The sequence below is a fragment of the Chitinophaga sp. genome, assembly GCF_035538455.1.
Taxonomy (GTDB): Bacteria; Bacteroidota; Bacteroidia; order Chitinophagales; family Chitinophagaceae; genus Chitinophaga.
Window position 1 is genome coordinate 20,854 of sequence record NZ_DATLKJ010000136.1, and the last position, 15,607, is coordinate 36,460.

15 protein-coding genes are annotated in these 15,607 nt (G+C 48.7%); 9 read left to right on the top strand and 6 right to left on the bottom strand.

Annotation, left to right across the window (positions count from 1 at the left end; all coding sequences use genetic code 11):
• Positions 1-3 precede the first annotated feature (3 nt).
• Entirely contained in the window at positions 4-1,218 is a 1,215-nt protein-coding gene (locus VM802_RS16000; RefSeq protein WP_325532237.1) for a hypothetical protein, read from the top strand.
• Positions 1,219-1,396: 178 nt separating this feature from the next.
• On the opposite strand, the gene VM802_RS16005 is transcribed toward VM802_RS16000, so the two are convergent.
• A complete protein-coding gene (locus VM802_RS16005; protein ID WP_325532239.1) occupies positions 1,397-2,296 on the bottom strand; it encodes a DMT family transporter in 900 nt (299 codons plus the stop codon).
• A 288-nt stretch (positions 2,297-2,584) separates the two neighbouring features.
• On the opposite strand from VM802_RS16005, the gene VM802_RS16010 reads away from it, so the two are divergent.
• Positions 2,585-3,043, top strand: coding sequence for a copper resistance protein NlpE N-terminal domain-containing protein (locus tag VM802_RS16010; protein ID WP_325532241.1), 459 nt, complete (start codon positions 2,585-2,587; stop codon positions 3,041-3,043).
• Positions 3,044-3,089: 46 nt separating this feature from the next.
• Here the strand turns inward: VM802_RS16010 and VM802_RS16015 are convergent, their stop codons facing one another.
• Positions 3,090-3,554 (bottom strand): carboxymuconolactone decarboxylase family protein, encoded by a 465-nt coding sequence (locus tag VM802_RS16015; RefSeq protein ID WP_325532243.1) that lies wholly within the window; start codon positions 3,552-3,554, stop codon positions 3,090-3,092.
• Between the two features lie 129 nt (positions 3,555-3,683).
• Between VM802_RS16015 and VM802_RS16020 the strand changes: the two genes are divergently transcribed.
• The 3 genes from VM802_RS16020 to VM802_RS16030 are packed head-to-tail and all read left to right on the top strand — an operon-like array spanning position 3,684 to position 5,391.
• Positions 3,684-4,040, top strand: a complete 357-nt coding sequence (locus tag VM802_RS16020; protein ID WP_325532245.1) for a dihydrodipicolinate reductase C-terminal domain-containing protein — start codon at positions 3,684-3,686, stop codon at positions 4,038-4,040.
• A 52-nt stretch (positions 4,041-4,092) separates the two neighbouring features.
• The gene (locus tag VM802_RS16025; protein ID WP_325532247.1) at positions 4,093-4,782 is read left to right on the top strand and encodes a DUF2461 domain-containing protein; all 690 of its coding nucleotides are present in this window, start codon (positions 4,093-4,095) and stop codon (positions 4,780-4,782) included.
• A 33-nt stretch (positions 4,783-4,815) separates the two neighbouring features.
• Positions 4,816-5,391, top strand: coding sequence for a hypothetical protein (locus tag VM802_RS16030; RefSeq protein WP_325532249.1), 576 nt, complete (start codon positions 4,816-4,818; stop codon positions 5,389-5,391).
• Between the two features lie 174 nt (positions 5,392-5,565).
• Here the strand turns inward: VM802_RS16030 and aceA are convergent, their stop codons facing one another.
• Both aceA and aceB read right to left on the bottom strand, forming a co-directional pair.
• Positions 5,566-6,843, bottom strand: a complete 1,278-nt coding sequence (aceA, locus tag VM802_RS16035; protein WP_325532251.1) for an isocitrate lyase — start codon at positions 6,841-6,843, stop codon at positions 5,566-5,568.
• Between the two features lie 25 nt (positions 6,844-6,868).
• Complete coding sequence (gene aceB / locus VM802_RS16040; RefSeq protein ID WP_325532253.1) at positions 6,869-8,473, bottom strand: malate synthase A; 1,605 nt, start codon at positions 8,471-8,473, stop codon at positions 6,869-6,871.
• Between the two features lie 161 nt (positions 8,474-8,634).
• Between aceB and VM802_RS16045 the strand changes: the two genes are divergently transcribed.
• The 3 genes from VM802_RS16045 to VM802_RS16055 all read left to right on the top strand — a co-directional run bounded on the left by VM802_RS16045 (position 8,635) and on the right by VM802_RS16055 (position 12,427).
• Positions 8,635-10,113, top strand: a complete 1,479-nt coding sequence (locus tag VM802_RS16045; protein WP_325532255.1) for a helix-turn-helix domain-containing protein — start codon at positions 8,635-8,637, stop codon at positions 10,111-10,113.
• Positions 10,114-10,163: 50 nt separating this feature from the next.
• Positions 10,164-11,078, top strand: a complete 915-nt coding sequence (locus VM802_RS16050; RefSeq protein ID WP_325532257.1) for a helix-turn-helix domain-containing protein — start codon at positions 10,164-10,166, stop codon at positions 11,076-11,078.
• 83 nt (positions 11,079-11,161) lie between these two features.
• Complete coding sequence (locus tag VM802_RS16055) at positions 11,162-12,427, top strand: MFS transporter (protein ID WP_325532259.1); 1,266 nt, start codon at positions 11,162-11,164, stop codon at positions 12,425-12,427.
• A gap of 57 nt (positions 12,428-12,484) precedes the next feature.
• On the opposite strand, the gene VM802_RS16060 is transcribed toward VM802_RS16055, so the two are convergent.
• Complete coding sequence (locus VM802_RS16060; RefSeq protein ID WP_325532261.1) at positions 12,485-13,162, bottom strand: response regulator transcription factor; 678 nt, start codon at positions 13,160-13,162, stop codon at positions 12,485-12,487.
• Positions 13,163-13,426: 264 nt separating this feature from the next.
• Positions 13,427-14,419: a cyclase family protein gene (locus VM802_RS16065; protein ID WP_325532263.1), complete on the bottom strand. Its 993-nt coding sequence runs from the start codon at positions 14,417-14,419 to the stop codon at positions 13,427-13,429.
• Between the two features lie 410 nt (positions 14,420-14,829).
• On the opposite strand from VM802_RS16065, the gene VM802_RS16070 reads away from it, so the two are divergent.
• On the top strand, positions 14,830-15,582 hold the full coding sequence (locus VM802_RS16070; protein WP_325532265.1) for an SDR family NAD(P)-dependent oxidoreductase: 753 nt from the start codon (positions 14,830-14,832) through the stop codon (positions 15,580-15,582).
• Positions 15,583-15,607 lie beyond the last annotated feature (25 nt).

Below are 15,607 nucleotides of genomic sequence, written 5' to 3' on the forward strand. Positions count from 1 at the left end.
CCTATGAAGAAAAAACGCTACTCATTATTACTACTGCTGTTGTGCAGTACTATTGTCGGGATGGCCCAGCAACATACTACAGAGGCCACACTGGGAGCTGTACTGGAACAAAAGAAAAATACCGCTAACGCCGCCGCTGACCAGAAAATAAATTTCAAATCCATCGTGACAGACCTGATCGGTGGCAGATATTACCAGGCGATGCTCAAAAACGGTATCGCAAACCAGAAAGGTGGAGAATTACAGATAAAATCCACTATCTATGGCCTCATCCGTTTGTTCGACTCCACCCGTTCGGAACAGCATTACTTTAACAAACTACGGTGGGCCAGGAACATCCAGATTGGTAGCGGTACCACCTTCGGAAATGATAACCAGCTTACCTCCGCGAAGCTGTCACTCACGGTGGCTATCATCAACAAAAGGGAATACAACGCCAAACCAGGACAACCTAACGTCTTTGAATTGCACGGTCTGTCACCCGACGACAGCGCCGGGCTCAAGTCGTTTGTTAAACTAAACCAGGACCTGGTAGACAAGCGTATTGAAGTACTGGTGAATGCCGCGCCGGATGATGCCGCGAGAAAGGCTGTGATGGATAAGTTCCAGAAGATCTTTGACACCTTCAACAGCAACGCTGATTTCTCCGTGTTTAAAGACTTACTCAGCCAGAATGAAATGGAACAGCTGAATTCCTCCTGGAAAAAACTGACAGAAAAATACGATAGCATCCAGCGGATGCTCAGCGGGGGCGCTTTGCTCACCTTCACGTCTGACGGAAACTACAATGGTAAGCAATGGGAGAAGCTGGATAACAAACTGGAGTTCTTGATCGGTCTGGGAAGCAAGAAAGATTCTGTCAGAAACTACGATTTCTACGCCGGTGCGTACACGCATTTCAACCAGGACACGCTGAATAAGCAGTCGTCCCTGAACCGCCAGGAGTACAGCACAAAGGTAGGTATCAATAAGGTGGTCTGGAAAGATAAGGCCGACGGCTCTTCTATCCTGGAAGCATTTGGTGGCGCTGAATATGCATATATCGGCAGAGGACTGTATGCCGGTGAGAAGAACAATGCTTTCAAACTGGATGTCAACCTGAGCATCCGGATCGCTAAAAATCTCTACCTCCCTTTCCAGGTGAAATATAATCCCGACTCAGGAAAGTTTGAAGGATACCTCGACCTCAAATTTGATGTAGTCAACATTTTCAGATAAGCCGCAAATGTTTCTCGCAAAGCTGCAAAAGGAGCAAAGGGCGCAAAGGATATTTTTAAGGTAAATAAGACTATTTAGCAGTACCCAAAAATATTTACGGACTACCAAAAAGTTCTTTACTAACTTAAAAATATCCTTTGCGCCCTTTGCTCCTTTTGCAGCTTTGCGAGAAACTTTCTCAGCCCTGTTCCGGACTCACTTTCCTGTTGCTGAGCCAGATGCCCGCCAGCACCAGCACTGCTCCTGCCAGTTGCAGGGAGGTGATGGTATCTTTCAGAAAGAGGTAGGCAATCAATGCGCCGATAACAGGATTCAGGTTGAGAAAGTTACCCACCTGCGCTGCCGGAAGGCTTTCCAGCGCCCTGTTATACAGAAAGTAAGCCAGTGCAGAAGAAAAACAACCGAGATAGGTCATGCCCACCCAGGCTTTTGTGGAGATCACCGGCATGCCATGCTGATATATCTCCCAAAAGAAAACGGGCAGGAGGAAAGCCGTGCCGATAAAAGTACTCACAGAAGTGACCACCACAATGTCTGAACTCTTCAGGCTTCTCGATAACATCGTATACATGCCCCACAGCAACACGGCACACACCATCAGGAAGCTACCCAGGAAGGTGTTGCCCGGCTGATGCGCCGTTCCCACAAAACCAACCAGTATGACGCCTGTCACCGACAATACAATGCCGGTAACGGTCTTTTTATGCAGGTGTTCTTTCAGGATAAGCGCTGCCAGTACGGCTATCACCACGGGTATCAATCCTTCCACCAAAGCGCCGGTGGAGGCCGTGATACGGCTCATGGCCGAATTGAAAAAGCAATAATAAACAGTAATACCGGTAAGTCCCATCAGCGCCAGCTTACCATATGGCAACGGCTGGGTAACTTTTTTCCGGTGTATCAGGTAAAATGGCAGTAACACGATGCTGGCAATGATATGTCGTAACGTGGCAAATATAAACGGCTGCACTTCTGTAACCACCACTTTGGTAACCGTAAAGGAGCTGCCCCAGATGAGCATAACAACAATGATACTGATAAAACCTTTGGTTCGCTGGCTGAGTTGGATGTTTCCCATAGAATGTTTCCGGTAATACTGCAATGTATAAAAAAAGCCGTTCTCCCGGAAGTGCTGTTATACGGAGGAGCAGGTCAGACCGTTGAAATCTGCCAATCTCCGGCAGACGGTGGCTACCCCCGCATCAAGTCTGCGTTTAAGCCGGTATTACTGCATGTATCCCCAGGGGTATCACAGGTACATAACATAGGGATACCCTACCCCTGGTGCTGTACGGATTCAACCAAAACCCGAAAATGCTGTTATAAGACAAGTTCAATGTATTGTTTCACCCATCAAGTATAAATTATGAACAGGATCTTTTTAGCAGCCGTATGTGTTGCGGTTATTGCTGTATCGTGTAATGCAGGTAGTCAGACAGCTACGCAGGGGAACGATTCCGCTGTGGCAGGGCAAACCACTCCGCCAACGCCGGAGGCCACCGCGGCCTTTGCTACCGGCACCTTTAAAGGAACCATTCCGGGCGGCAGCACCAAAAGGAACGTAACCATCATGTTTAAAGATGACTCCTCCTTTGTGTTAACAGAAGCCTACCTCGGACAGAACGGTAAAGCCGATCCGGAGTTCAATGCAGACGGCTCCTGGTCTTATGACAACACAGACAAGAAGATCTATCTCAGGTACAAAAACCTGGCCGACAGAGGTACCTACTTCTCCGTAGTCGATGAGAAGACCATCCAGATGCATGATGGCAGTATGCAGACAAAAACCACTGCTGGAAACGAATATAATCTCACCAGGCAATAAAGTGAAAAGGAGCAGCAACCAGCTGCTCCTTTTTGTTGCGCAACATTTACGCTGCACTTCCTCCTGTTTGGTAATTGCCTGCCGTCATCCTGAATGCAATATTCAGTCTGTTATAGGCATTGATGGTAATGATCCCCATCGTCAGCTCTATCACTTCTTCTTCAGAAAATTGTTCCCGCACTGTTGCGTATAAATGATCCGGTACATTCTCAACAGACAGTTGCGTCACACCTTCCGCCCAGGCGAATGCCGCGCGTTCCCGGTCAGTATACATCGGTGATTCACGCCATGCATCCATCATATAAAGACGCTGCTCTGTTTCCCCGGCAGCACGCAGTTCTTTGGAGTGCATATCCAGGCATACCGCACAGCGGTTCACCTGTGATACCCTGAAATAAACCAGCATCAACAGGTGTTGGTCGAAAGATGACTTGTACATATAACCACCCAGCTGGAACAACGCCTTCACGGCATTCGGACTTTTTTCATTTACATTGATTCTTGCTTGCATATCTCCATGTTTTATTTATACAGTAATAATGACCGGGGGAGACGAAATTGGACAGGCAGACGGAAATTTATTTTAGAGGTATATTTGGAATAAATAAGGATCTATGAACACACCAGGAAAATTACGTATATGCGTGGCTGGTGCCACCGGCTGGGCTGGATCAGCGCGCCCAGCGGAACAGTGCGGCAACTGGTGAAGCGCTTGTCTGATGTACAGATTCCCACGGAGTTTGTAAAAGAGGATGAGATGGTGGGGCCGCGGGAGGCCAGGGGCGCAAAGGTGAACGGCGTGAGGGTACATGCACTGCGGCTGCCCGGTTACGTTATTGCCGTAGAGGCCATCTTCGGCGCACACGATGAAAGGCTCACCATTCGTCATGATGCCGGCGCCAGCGCGGAACCATACGTGAACGGCGGACTGCTGGCCATTAAGAAAGTAAGTACCTTCAAAGGTCTGAAGCGTGGTTTGGACAGCGTGATGGATTAAGTAGCACAGGTAGTATATTTGTTGAGGAAGATTTTTTTAGATGAATACAATTATGACTAATAATCCAAAGATACATACGTCAGGATTTGAGTTTCTGCAAACATTGAAAAAGAACAACAACCGGGAATGGTTCAACGATAACAAGACCGTATATCAGCAAGAACTGGTGTCGGTAGAAGCATTTGCAGATGCGTTGCTGGCGCTGCTCAACAGTCATGACGTCATTGAAACGCCGTCAGGAAAACAAAGCCTCTTGCGCATCTACAGGGATACCCGATTCTCAAAAGATAAGACGCCATATAAAACACATTGGAGCGGCGGGTTCCGGCGTGCTGCCAAATACAGGAGAGGCGGTTACTACTTCCAGCTGGAACCTGGCAATACTTTCGTGGGCGGAGGCTTCTGGGCGCCCGTTGCGGATGACGTGAAACGTATCCGGGAAGATATCGCCTTTGATCCTACACCGCTGAGAAAGATATTGTCCGCTAAACCATTTGTGTCTACCTTCAAAACATTGCAGGGAGAGCAGTTAAAGAAAACGCCCAGGGGCTTTGATGCCGATCACGAAGCGGCAGACCTGCTGCGTTATAAGCAGTACCTGCTGATCAGGAATTTTTCTGATGAAGAAGTGCTGAGTGATAACTTCCTGAAGGAAGCAGATAAAACATTCCGCGCTATGCGTCCGTTCCTGGACTACATGAGCGACGTGTTATCTACAGATCCTAACGGACTGGATGTATAATCAATCTCACAAAATCAAATAAACTGTAATCAGATGAAATTCCCTAAAGTCCTGTCCTTGTTGTTAATGTTCTTGTCAGTTAAAACATATGCCCAGTCAGACCTGGCAGCGGTTACTGATGTAACGCCTGCTATACTCACCTGGATGAAGCACCTGAACAATGAAGCCGACAAGTACCTTATACCAGAGAAGATTTCGGATCTGAGTCTTCATTTTGGTCAGCTGAAACAGAACCTGAGCAGTTATATGAAAGCCAGAAAAAGCCTGTCAGACAGCCTGCTGCGCAATAATATAAAGCCCGGCAATAAGAACCCCGACAACCTGGAAATGCTCAAAACAAAGATGGGTGCGGTGATGGAGCAAATGCGCAACGTCGCTGATCTTGCCAGCAACAATCTGCGCCGCGAAGGAGACAACCTCAATGAACAGATCTATGATATTCTCTACGGACAAGAGGGACATTATCTTTCCAACCTGGAAGCGTTCCTCGCCGGACTGGATGTAAGCAAACGTGATCTGGCGGTGAATGGCAGCGCAAGCTATTCCAGGCTGGAAGAATGTGTAAACCTGATTTCGGCTATCCAGGGAAAGATTGAACGGAAGAAGTAAAAAAGATTTCTCGCAAAGCCGCAAAGAGAGCAAAGTATGCAAAGGTTTTTTTAAGTTAAATAAGACTATAGAGTAGTACCCAACAATATTTACGGACTACTAAAAAGTTCTTTGCCAACTTAAAAAAAACCTTTGCATACTTTGCTCTCTTTGCGACTTTGCGAGAAACTCACCTCATACAAATTGTGCTATCTCTGTGCTATCTTTCATGGCTGTAGTAGAGCTGCTGCCCTGTTGTACTATATTCTGCACTGCATCAAAGTAACCGGTTCCTACAAAGCTTTGGTGTTTTACTGCTCTGAACCCTTTTTCCTGCAATACAAATTCGCGTTCCTGTAGTTCGGAGAACCCGGCCATACCTCTGTTGCGGTAGGCGTCGGCCAGCTCGAACATGGAAGTGTTGAGCGCGTGAAAGCCTGCGAGGGTGATAAACTGGAAGCGGTATCCCATAGCGGCCAGTTCTTCCCGGAAGCTACTCATTTCTTTTTCGCTGAGGTGTTTCTTCCAGTTGAAGGAAGGAGAACAGTTGTAGGCTAAGAGTTTACCGGGGAATTTTTGGTGTATGCCTTCGGCAAATGCGCGCGCTACTTCCAGATCCGGTTTGGAAGTCTCCATCCAGAGCAGGTCTGCATAAGGCGCATAAGATAGTCCGCGGCTGATGCATTGTTCGATGCCGTTATGTACATAGTAGAATCCTTCCGGGGTACGTTCACCGGTAACGAAGGGGCGGTCGCGTTCATCTACATCGGAGGTGATGAGGTTAGCGGCTTCACCGTCGGTGCGTGCAATGAGAAGGGTAGGCACATTCATCACATCTGCAGCGAGGCGTGCAGCTACCAGTTTATCTACGGCTTCGCGGGTAGGTACCAGTACCTTGCCGCCGAGGTGTCCGCACTTCTTGGCAGAAGAGAGCTGATCTTCAAAGTGCACACCGGAAACGCCGGCTTCTATCATGTTCTTCATCAGCTCAAAGGCGTTGAGGTTACCGCCGAAACCGGCTTCTGCATCCGCAATGATAGGGGCCATCCAGTCTTTGGCATTGTCGCCGCTAACGGAGTCGATCTGCTCGCAGCGCAGTAATGCGTTGTTGATGCGCCGTACCACATCCGGCACAGAGGTGGCGGGGTATAACGATTGGTCAGGATACATCTGTCCGGCGAGATTGGCATCAGCAGCCACCTGCCAGCCGCTGAGGTATATAGCCTGTAAGCCGGCGGCTATTTCCTGTATGGCCTGGTTGCCGGTGAGTGCGCCCAGCGCAGTGGTGGCGGGTTGTGTATGGAGGTATCGCCATAGCTTCTCTGCGCCCTGACTGGCAATACTGTATTCAATGATGACCTTTCCCCTGAGCCGTAATACATCGGCTGCGGTGTAAGGACGCTGAATGCCTTTCCAACGGGGATTTTCAGCCCATTCTCTTTGCAGTTCGACTGCGCTTTGCGGAGTCCTCATGTTATATCGTTTTAAGGTGAACGGATTATATGATTTCGTTGTAGGCGTTGAGAGTAAAGAACTCTTCAAAATGATCCTGTATAACCAGGCGGTTGAAGATTTGTATGGCAGCCGGGAACCGGCATTGCTGGTAAGTTGCCGAGCCCACCATCTGCCGGACGTTGTCTATCTCTTCGTCACGGATGGTTTCGTAGAGGTCCTGTGTAATCTCTCTGCCGTCATCCAGGTGTGCTTTGCTGTGTAGCCATTGCCATACTTGCGTGCGTGATATTTCAGCGGTAGCAGCATCTTCCATCAGGTTGTAGATAGCGGCGGCGCCATTGCCCCGCAGCCAGCTTTCGATGTAAAGGATACCCACGTTGATGTTCATCCGGAGACCTGCTTCCGTAATGCTGCCTTCCGGTAGTTCCAGCAGCTTCTGTGCGTTGGTGCTGAAGTCGTGCCGCATATTGTCTACCTGGTTGGGCTGTGGCATGTACCGGTTGAATACTTCCATCGCAACGGGCACCAGCCCGGGATGCGCCACCCACGTGCCATCGTGACCATCCTTCACTTCCCGCACTTTATCGGCGCGTACTTTTTCTAATGCAGCTGTGTTGGCGGCTTCATTGTTTTTGATAGGGATCTGTGCCGCCATGCCGCCGATGGCGTGCGCTCTGCGACGGTGACAGGTCTGCACTACCAGCTGGGTGTAATTGCGCATGAAAGGCGCCGTCATAGTAATCTGTGAACGGTCAGGGAAAACATAACCCGGTACGTTTCTGAATTTCTTGATGAAGGAGAAGATATAATCCCAGCGGCCGCAGTTAAGCCCTGCCGCATGTGTACGCAGTTCATACAGGATCTCGTTCAGCTGGAATACAGCAGGGATGGTTTCTATCAACACAGTGGCTTTGATGGAGCCAGGCAGGATGAAAGCATACTCTTCTGCGAAATCGAATACTTCATTCCACAACCTGGCCTCTTTGTAGCTTTCTGTTTTAGGCAGATAGAAGTAGGGGCCGTCGCCATTACGCAGCAACGCTGCGGCGTTGTGGAAGAAATATACGCCGAAGTCGAACAGGCTGGCGCTGATAGGCTCATCGTCTATCACGAAGTGTTTTTCCGTCATGTGCCAGCCGCGCGGCCTTACCAGCAGGGTAGCGGTTTTGTCGTTGAGGCGGTAGGTCTTCTCCGGTGTCGCCAGGTTGATGGTGCGGCGTACCGCTTCGTACAGGTTGATCTGACCCTGGATAATGTTGGACCAGCTGGGAGTATTACTGTCTTCGAAGTCGGCCATGAACATGCTGGCGCCTGAATTCATCGCATTGATGATCATCTTTCGTTCTACTGGTCCCGTTATTTCCACACGGCGGTCTTGCAGGCTTGGCGGCACAGGACTTACTTCCCAGCCTCCGTTCCTGATGCCTTCTGTTTCCGGCAGAAATCCGGGCAGCTCGCCGGCATCCGTTTTCCGCTGCAGCAATGCTCTTTCTTTCATTAATTCTTTCCGGGCATTGTCAAACCTGCGGTGCAACGCCGTGAGGAAGTCGATAACGGGAGTGGTCAATATTTCCTCCAGACCATGAACGGCCGGACCTTTTATCGCCACTGGTGTATGTACCTGGGAAGTGATGGTGGTTGTCGTCATAGTATCAGTTTTTTCGTAAAAATAGATAATTATCTCAAATAGCGAAAATTTCGCTAAAAGAATTTTTCGATGTTTTTTGAGAATTTTATCTAACTTGTTGGGCGTTAGTGAAATACACTACAGCACCCCGCACAAACGGAACGCTGACACAAAACATAACTATGATCACAGAAAATGAAAGTGTGAGGCTGATATTCGGCCTTAAAGTCCGGAACCTCCGCCAGCAGCGGAATTTGTCATATCAGCAGCTGTCGGACGCGACAAAAATCACAGTTTCCTACCTGCACGATATTGAAAACGGGAAGAAGTATCCCAAAACAGATAAGATACTCGCCCTCGCCAAAGTACTGGGAACCGACTACGACTATCTCGTTTCCCTCACGGGCGACAAAAAACTACAGCCGCTCATTGATCTGCTCAGCACAGACTTTATCAACGTCATCCCGTGGGATCACTTCGGCATTGCTCCGGCAAGCCTGCTGGAACTCTTTACCAACACGCCCGATAAGGTGACAGCATTCATCAGCACACTGGTGAAGATCTCCCGCGCCTATCATCTTTCCCGCGAGAACTTCTATACTACCACCCTGCGCTCTTACCAGGATATCCACGACAACTACTTCGAAGATCTCGAAGCGGCCGCCGCCAGGTTCCGCGAAGAAGCAGACATCAACGAAAAGCTCCCCGTATCAGTAGAGGTACTGGAACAGATGTTGAAGGAAAAGCATAACATACATACCGACCGCAAAAAACTCGGCAGCATCCCTACGCTCAATACGATACGTTCTTACTTCAGCACAGCAAAGCAGACGCTGTACATCAACAAACAATTCTCTTCGGGTCAGGAAGCCTTCCTGTTGGCACGGGAGCTGGGCTTCCAGTTCCTCGGCATCACCCTGCGTCCGTATGAGACGATCGTACAACGCCCTTCGTCTTTTGATCTGCTGCTAAATAATTTCAGGGCGTCCTATTTCGCTGCAGCGCTGCTGATCCCGGAAGAACATGTAGTAGAAGATATACAGCGCATATCGGCAAACGACAGATGGGATCCCGCAGCATGGTTGCACCTGCTGGATAAATACAACGTATCCGCTGAGATGCTCCTGCAACGGCTTACCAATATCCTGCCGCATCATTTTGGTATCGGGCAGCTGTTCTTCCTGCGTATGTCGGGAGATGAAAAGAGCGGATATGAAATAGACAAAGAACTCCATCTCTCACAGCTGCACAACCCGCACGCCAACCTGGTGAATGAGCATTACTGCCGGCGCTGGCTGGCCATCCGGATGATGCAGGAAGTACAGCGGCTGCCGGAGAAAAAGAAACACAAAGGATTTATTATCGACGCCCAGATCTCTCATTACTGGCAGACACATAACCGCTATCTCTGCATTACGCTGGCCAAGCCCAGGAGCCGCAACAGTACCGAAACCGTCAGTGTAACCCTGGGCCTTTTGCTCGACAGTTCCCTCATGCGGCTGATGCGCTTCGTAAACGATGAAAGCATCATCACCCGCACTGTACACACCACCTGCGAAAGATGCTCTATCCAGGGTTGTAAGGAACGTGCCATGCATGCCACTTACGTCGAGAAAAAACAACAGGAACAGGAAATAAGAACAGCGCTCGACGCATTGTAACAGGTAAAAACAATACCGCCTGGTATATTTGAATTGTTTAACTTTGAAACATGAAGAGCGATACGGAAACTATCAGGCAGTATTATGAGATCACCGGTAGAAAACTGCCGGCAGACCTGCAGCTGGATGATAATCCCATCCGGCATTTCAACGTAATGCGCCGTAACAACTGCTATGTGCTGCTTCCGTTTGTGAGGCGCGATTATTACAAGATCTGCATTGGTACCGGCCAGGCCGTATTATACACAGAAAAGGGAGAGGTGAAGATCGACAAACCTGCCATATTCTTTTCCAATCCGCTGGTGAAGTTCGGCTGGCGCAACCTTTCCGGCAACCAGCAAGGGTATGTTTGTCTCTTCAACGAACTGTACATCAGCGCCGATCTGAAGCGGGAGCTGAAAAAGCTGGCCAAACTGTTCGAACATGAAGTGTATCCTTTTCTCACCCTGACAGATAAACAATACGAACTCCTGGTAAACTATTTCCGGATCATGGCAGAAGAGTACTGTGGGGAGTTTGAATACAAGCAGGCAATGATCGGCAGCATATTGCGGCTCATTATCTACACGGCCATGAAATTCAGGATGGACGCGCACCCTGAATTATTACAAGAGAAACAGGGACAACTTGTCACCCGCTTCTTCGATCTGCTGGATGGGCAGTTCCCGGTTGACTCTCCGCGGAACCCGATCAAAATGACAACCCCTGCTCATTTTGCAGATTATCTCCATATTCATGTGAACCACCTCAACCATACCGTAAAACAGCACACCGGTAAAACCACCAGCCACTTTATCCAGGAAAAGAGATTGTCAGAAGCGCTGGCACTCCTGGAAAATACCGACTGGACGATCGCCGAAATCGGTAACAGCCTGGGCTTTGAGTATCCTCAGTATTTTAATGTCTTCTTCAAAAAACAAACAGGAAAAAGCCCGCGTTTCTACCGGGACGGAGGAGATATTTGAATTGTTTAATAAATACTTTGAATCGCTTATTGCCTGGCGGACATATGGATGGTAATTTTGCTTTTCCTAAACCGACAGAAACTATGCGACAGATAAATGAAAAGAACAGACAGCTCAGTACTATTCTTGCCTTTACGCTCATCCCCATGTCCGGACTGGCTACAGACGTATACATTCCTTCGTTCCCTGAAATGGCGCAGGTATTCCATACCTCGCACGCGGATATACAGCGAACCATGATTTTCTTCTTCGTCAGCTATGGTATTTCACAATTCTTTGTGGGGACCGTGCTCGACAGCTTCGGCCGCTACAGGCTGAACCTCCTGTCATTACTGGTGTTTACGCTCAGCAACTTCGTAATCGTTTACACACGTGATATTCATATGGTATATGCCATGCGTATCATTCAGGGGATCTGTACGGCATTCATTGTAGTGGGCAAGCGCGCTTTCTTCGTGGATGTGTACACCGGTGAAAAGCAAAAGCAATTTACGAGTATGCTGACAGTGGTATGGGCCACTGCCCCTATTATAGCGCCTTTCCTCGGTGGCTATCTGCAGAAGTCATTTGGGTGGGCTTCCAATTTTTATCTCCTGGGCATATATGGCGCGCTGATCCTGTTACTGGAGAGCCTGTTCAGCGGTGAATCGCTGAAGGTAAAGCAGCCGTTCCATCCGGGTGCAGTGATGGGCGTTTACAAAAAATTGCTGACCTCTGCCGATTTCAGCTCCGGTATCCTGGTACTGGGCTTATCTTATACAATGGTGATGCTCTTTACGATGTCCGCACCGTTCATTGTGGAACACCGGTTTCATCTTACGCCGGTGACTACCGGGTATTGTGCACTGTTTTCCGGTATGTCGCTTCTCATTGGCGGTACCATCGGCAGAACATTGCGTGGAGGGTCGCTGTATAAGAAACTGTTTACAGCCAACATACTGCAATGTGTGCTGATTGTGGCCATGTATGTTACGGGCTTATTCTGGTCTGACCTGGTGTTAATGATGTCTTTTGTGGTGCTGATACATATCCTGGGCGGCTTTATGTATAATCTGTTTTTCACTTATTGCCTCACCCGGTTCCCGATGAATGCAGGCGTAGCGGGTGGCGTTACCAGCGGCGGGTCTTACCTGGTTACATCTGTAGGCAGCACGGTAGTATTGGCGGTGATCACCGTAACATCACAACAGTCGCTGGCAGTGGGATACCTGGTGATGGCCTTGCTGGTAACGGGAATGCTGGTGTCGTTGATGGTCCGTAAAGAAACACGTGTGGCAGAAGAACAGGTGAAGGGCGCTGATAAAGTGGCGGAGAGAGCAGAAGCGCAGCAGGTGTTGAATTTTGATTGATAAGTGATTTTCAGGCAACAGGAACGCTGCGGCGTTCCTGTTGTTGGATGGTTGTGATTAGTTGCCGATACCAGTGAATACCTGCAGGCGGTATCCTTTGTTGCGGGTGTATTCAATGACGATCCGGCGGTCATTTTTGAAACGTCGCCGTAGCCTGTGAATATATACCCGGAGAGAGCTTTGCGCAGATGTATCTTCCTTACCCCATATTTCATTCAATATCTTCTCCCGGCTTACCACCTGCATATGCTTCACCAGCATCACCAGTATCCTGGCTTCTTTTGTAGGTAGTTCCACACTGTCAGTAGCGTTGCACAACGTAATTTTTTCAATGTTGAATCTATAGCTGCCTATATCGTATTCTATCTTGTTACATGATCGTTGTCTTTTCAGGAATACTTTTATCCGCAGGTTAATCTCTTCGAATGAAACCGGCTTTACAATATAATCGTCTGCACCTGTGTTGAGTCCCGATACTTTATTCATCATTCCCGACAGATAGAGTATTGGTATGTCTTCATCGATCATTCTTATTTTCGCTACCAGGCCATAACCGTCAAGCCGGGGCATAAGAACATCCACCAGGCAGATGTCCACCCGGGTTTGCATAAATAGCTGCCATGCCATCTCTCCATCATCCGCCAGGATAACGGTGTAATCAGATCGCTCCAATTGCTTCTTGAGAATTTTCCCATAAAGTGCGTCATCTTCGGCAAGCAAAATACGTGGTTTCATATCCATAAATAGCTGTTGGGTTTTAGTCGTTAAAACCGGGGAAAGATTACAACATCATTTATCAGGAATGCAAACAGGGTTTCATACGCTTGCATTACTGTCTACAGGCAAAGAAAGGAGGTTCTCCAATTTAAATGATTTTAATTAAAAAAATTTAACAATCTCCTCTTTGTAATGGCAGATTGTTGTTGGAACAGCTAATATGAAACGCAAAGGCTCAGCAAGATGATTTCTGCTGAGCCTTTGCGTTTCATTAAAAGAATATTACAACGGTATTGCCAGGGGGCGGAAAGGGGAAGCGCTGGCGCCGCGGAGTTTCAGCGGCAGCCCGATGAACAGGAACTCATGTACTTTGGCTGCTGCGAGGTCTTCCAGGTATACCAGTTCTATGAACATGCTGCCTTTCTGTGCCAGCAGGTAAGTGTGGCCGGGCAGCCAGTTACTGCTATCTTTTGAAGGCAGCGCTTCGAGACTGAGGTTATCGGCGCCCAGTGTCATCACACCTTTCTGTTCCACCAGCCATTTGATAGCTTCCATGCTCATGCCGGGGCCACTATTCATGAATTTCTCTTTGTCGGAATAAAAGTATTTCATGAGGCCGGTCCTGATCAGCACAATATCACCTTTGTTGATCTGCAGGTGTTGTGCTTTGATAGCCTGTTGTAACTCGTCGAGAGAGATGACGTAGTTGCCGGGGAGTACATCGATGCCTTTATAAGCGGGCATATCAATAAGTACGCCTCTGCCGATGATGGGCGGTATCTTCTCTGCGCCGGCTTTGTCCCAGCCGCGGTCGCCAAGGTGCTCATCTGCTGCGTAACCATTCCATATTTTACCATGCAGCCCGAAATGGTTAAGCGCATCTATATGTGTACCGGTATGTGTGTACATGGAGATAGCATCGCCGGTGTAGCTCACCTTGTTGTTCATTTCGGCGCCCAGGTGTGTATGGTCGCCAACAACAGTGCCGCGGGGCGTATGGGTAAGCCAGAAAAGGTAGGGAGGATCGCCAAGTGCGGTGAAGCTGGGCATGCCGGTGAAGTATTCAACACCAAGGTCGTATACTTTGCCTGTCCTTATTTTAGAGAAGAGTGCGAGGTTGTTGCTTTCACTCATCATATTCAGTGTACCGATCTCGTCGGCAGCGCCCCAGGGGCTTTTACCAGCCTGTTCTGTCTGTGCTGTTGCTGTTGCTGCTGTCAGTAGGAAAGCAGATACCAGTGCTCTCATCCGGCTGTTCCGTTTGGATGTTTTCATATTCGTCGTTTGTAGTTGTCCGTATAAAAATATATTTTGAATGATCATTCAATAATAGGTCTGAAAAAAATCAGCCATTGGAAGGCTGTCAGATTGATAACACAAAATTATATCCTTTGCATAACCGGTCAATAGAAGACAAAATTGTTAGTTGCTATCCTCAAGGTAACCTGTGAAGAATCAGCTCAGCAGCTGATGATGGTATTGCAGCCTTTTGTTTTAATTTGCGGCTGTGCCGCGACCAATACGCTCTGATAGTAATCCGTTTGTATCGTGTGTAAAAGCCTTTCGACTGTTAGGCTCTTAGCCCTGACTGGTAAAATGTTGTCTTTAAATACTCCGGCGCTGTTGTTTGTCGCCCTGTAATACATGGACGCCTGTTTATTGATCACCCAAAATATACCACTACTATGTATTCACTCAAAAACCAGGTAGCCATCGTAACTGGCGTCAGTACCGGTATTGGCAGGAGTGTGGCGCAATTGTTCGCAGAGAATGGCGCCAGGCTTGTACTGGCAGGCCGCGACAGGGAGAAGAGCGAGGCTCTGCAGGAAGAAATCACCGGCAACGGAGGAGATGCTATTTTCATCCCCACAGATGTGAGCCGGCATGAAGACTGCCGCAACCTCGTGGAGAAAACCCTGGAGCATTACGGGAAGCTTGACATTGCCTGTAACAATGCCGGTATTGGAAATGAGCCTTCTCCTGTAGCCGAGCACGATATTGAGCTATGGCAACGCATTATCAATACCAACTTAAGTGGTGTTTTCTATTGTATGCGTTACCAGATCCCTGCCATGTTACAGCAGGGTAGCGGCAGTATTATCAATATCGCTTCTGTGGTTTCCCAGGTGGCCCTCCCGGGTATATCAGCATATGTATCATCCAAGCATGGCTTGCTGGGGCTTACCAGGACCGCTGCGCTGGAATACAGTGCCCAGGGAATACGCATCAATGCAGTAGGACCCGCATACATTGCCACACCTATGCTGGCTAATATTTATACACAGGAGGTGGAGGACAAAGTGCCGGAAACTCATCCCATAGGGCGCATTGGCAGGCCCGAAGAGGTGGCTGAACTGGTGTTGTGGCTGGCGTCTTCCAGGGCCTCATTTGTCACGGGGGCTTACTACCCCATTGATGGAGGCTACCTGGCCCGGTAACGGAAAGGTATATACGCAATTGCAT

What these genes read in the sequence shown, in the direction of transcription:
- VM802_RS16000 (WP_325532237.1), top strand. Translation starts at nt 4, where the DNA reads ATGAAGAAAAAACGCTACTCATTATTACTACTGCTGTTGTGCAGTACT.
- VM802_RS16005 (WP_325532239.1), bottom strand. Translation starts at nt 2,296, where the DNA reads ATGGGAAACATCCAACTCAGCCAGCGAACCAAAGGTTTTATCAGTATC.
- VM802_RS16010 (WP_325532241.1), top strand. Translation starts at nt 2,585, where the DNA reads ATGAACAGGATCTTTTTAGCAGCCGTATGTGTTGCGGTTATTGCTGTA.
- VM802_RS16015 (WP_325532243.1), bottom strand. Translation starts at nt 3,554, where the DNA reads ATGCAAGCAAGAATCAATGTAAATGAAAAAAGTCCGAATGCCGTGAAG.
- VM802_RS16020 (WP_325532245.1), top strand. Translation starts at nt 3,684, where the DNA reads ATGCGTGGCTGGTGCCACCGGCTGGGCTGGATCAGCGCGCCCAGCGGA.
- VM802_RS16025 (WP_325532247.1), top strand. Translation starts at nt 4,093, where the DNA reads ATGACTAATAATCCAAAGATACATACGTCAGGATTTGAGTTTCTGCAA.
- VM802_RS16030 (WP_325532249.1), top strand. Translation starts at nt 4,816, where the DNA reads ATGAAATTCCCTAAAGTCCTGTCCTTGTTGTTAATGTTCTTGTCAGTT.
- aceA (WP_325532251.1), bottom strand. Translation starts at nt 6,843, where the DNA reads ATGAGGACTCCGCAAAGCGCAGTCGAACTGCAAAGAGAATGGGCTGAA.
- aceB (WP_325532253.1), bottom strand. Translation starts at nt 8,473, where the DNA reads ATGACGACAACCACCATCACTTCCCAGGTACATACACCAGTGGCGATA.
- VM802_RS16045 (WP_325532255.1), top strand. Translation starts at nt 8,635, where the DNA reads ATGATCACAGAAAATGAAAGTGTGAGGCTGATATTCGGCCTTAAAGTC.
- VM802_RS16050 (WP_325532257.1), top strand. Translation starts at nt 10,164, where the DNA reads ATGAAGAGCGATACGGAAACTATCAGGCAGTATTATGAGATCACCGGT.
- VM802_RS16055 (WP_325532259.1), top strand. Translation starts at nt 11,162, where the DNA reads ATGCGACAGATAAATGAAAAGAACAGACAGCTCAGTACTATTCTTGCC.
- VM802_RS16060 (WP_325532261.1), bottom strand. Translation starts at nt 13,162, where the DNA reads ATGAAACCACGTATTTTGCTTGCCGAAGATGACGCACTTTATGGGAAA.
- VM802_RS16065 (WP_325532263.1), bottom strand. Translation starts at nt 14,419, where the DNA reads ATGAAAACATCCAAACGGAACAGCCGGATGAGAGCACTGGTATCTGCT.
- VM802_RS16070 (WP_325532265.1), top strand. Translation starts at nt 14,830, where the DNA reads ATGTATTCACTCAAAAACCAGGTAGCCATCGTAACTGGCGTCAGTACC.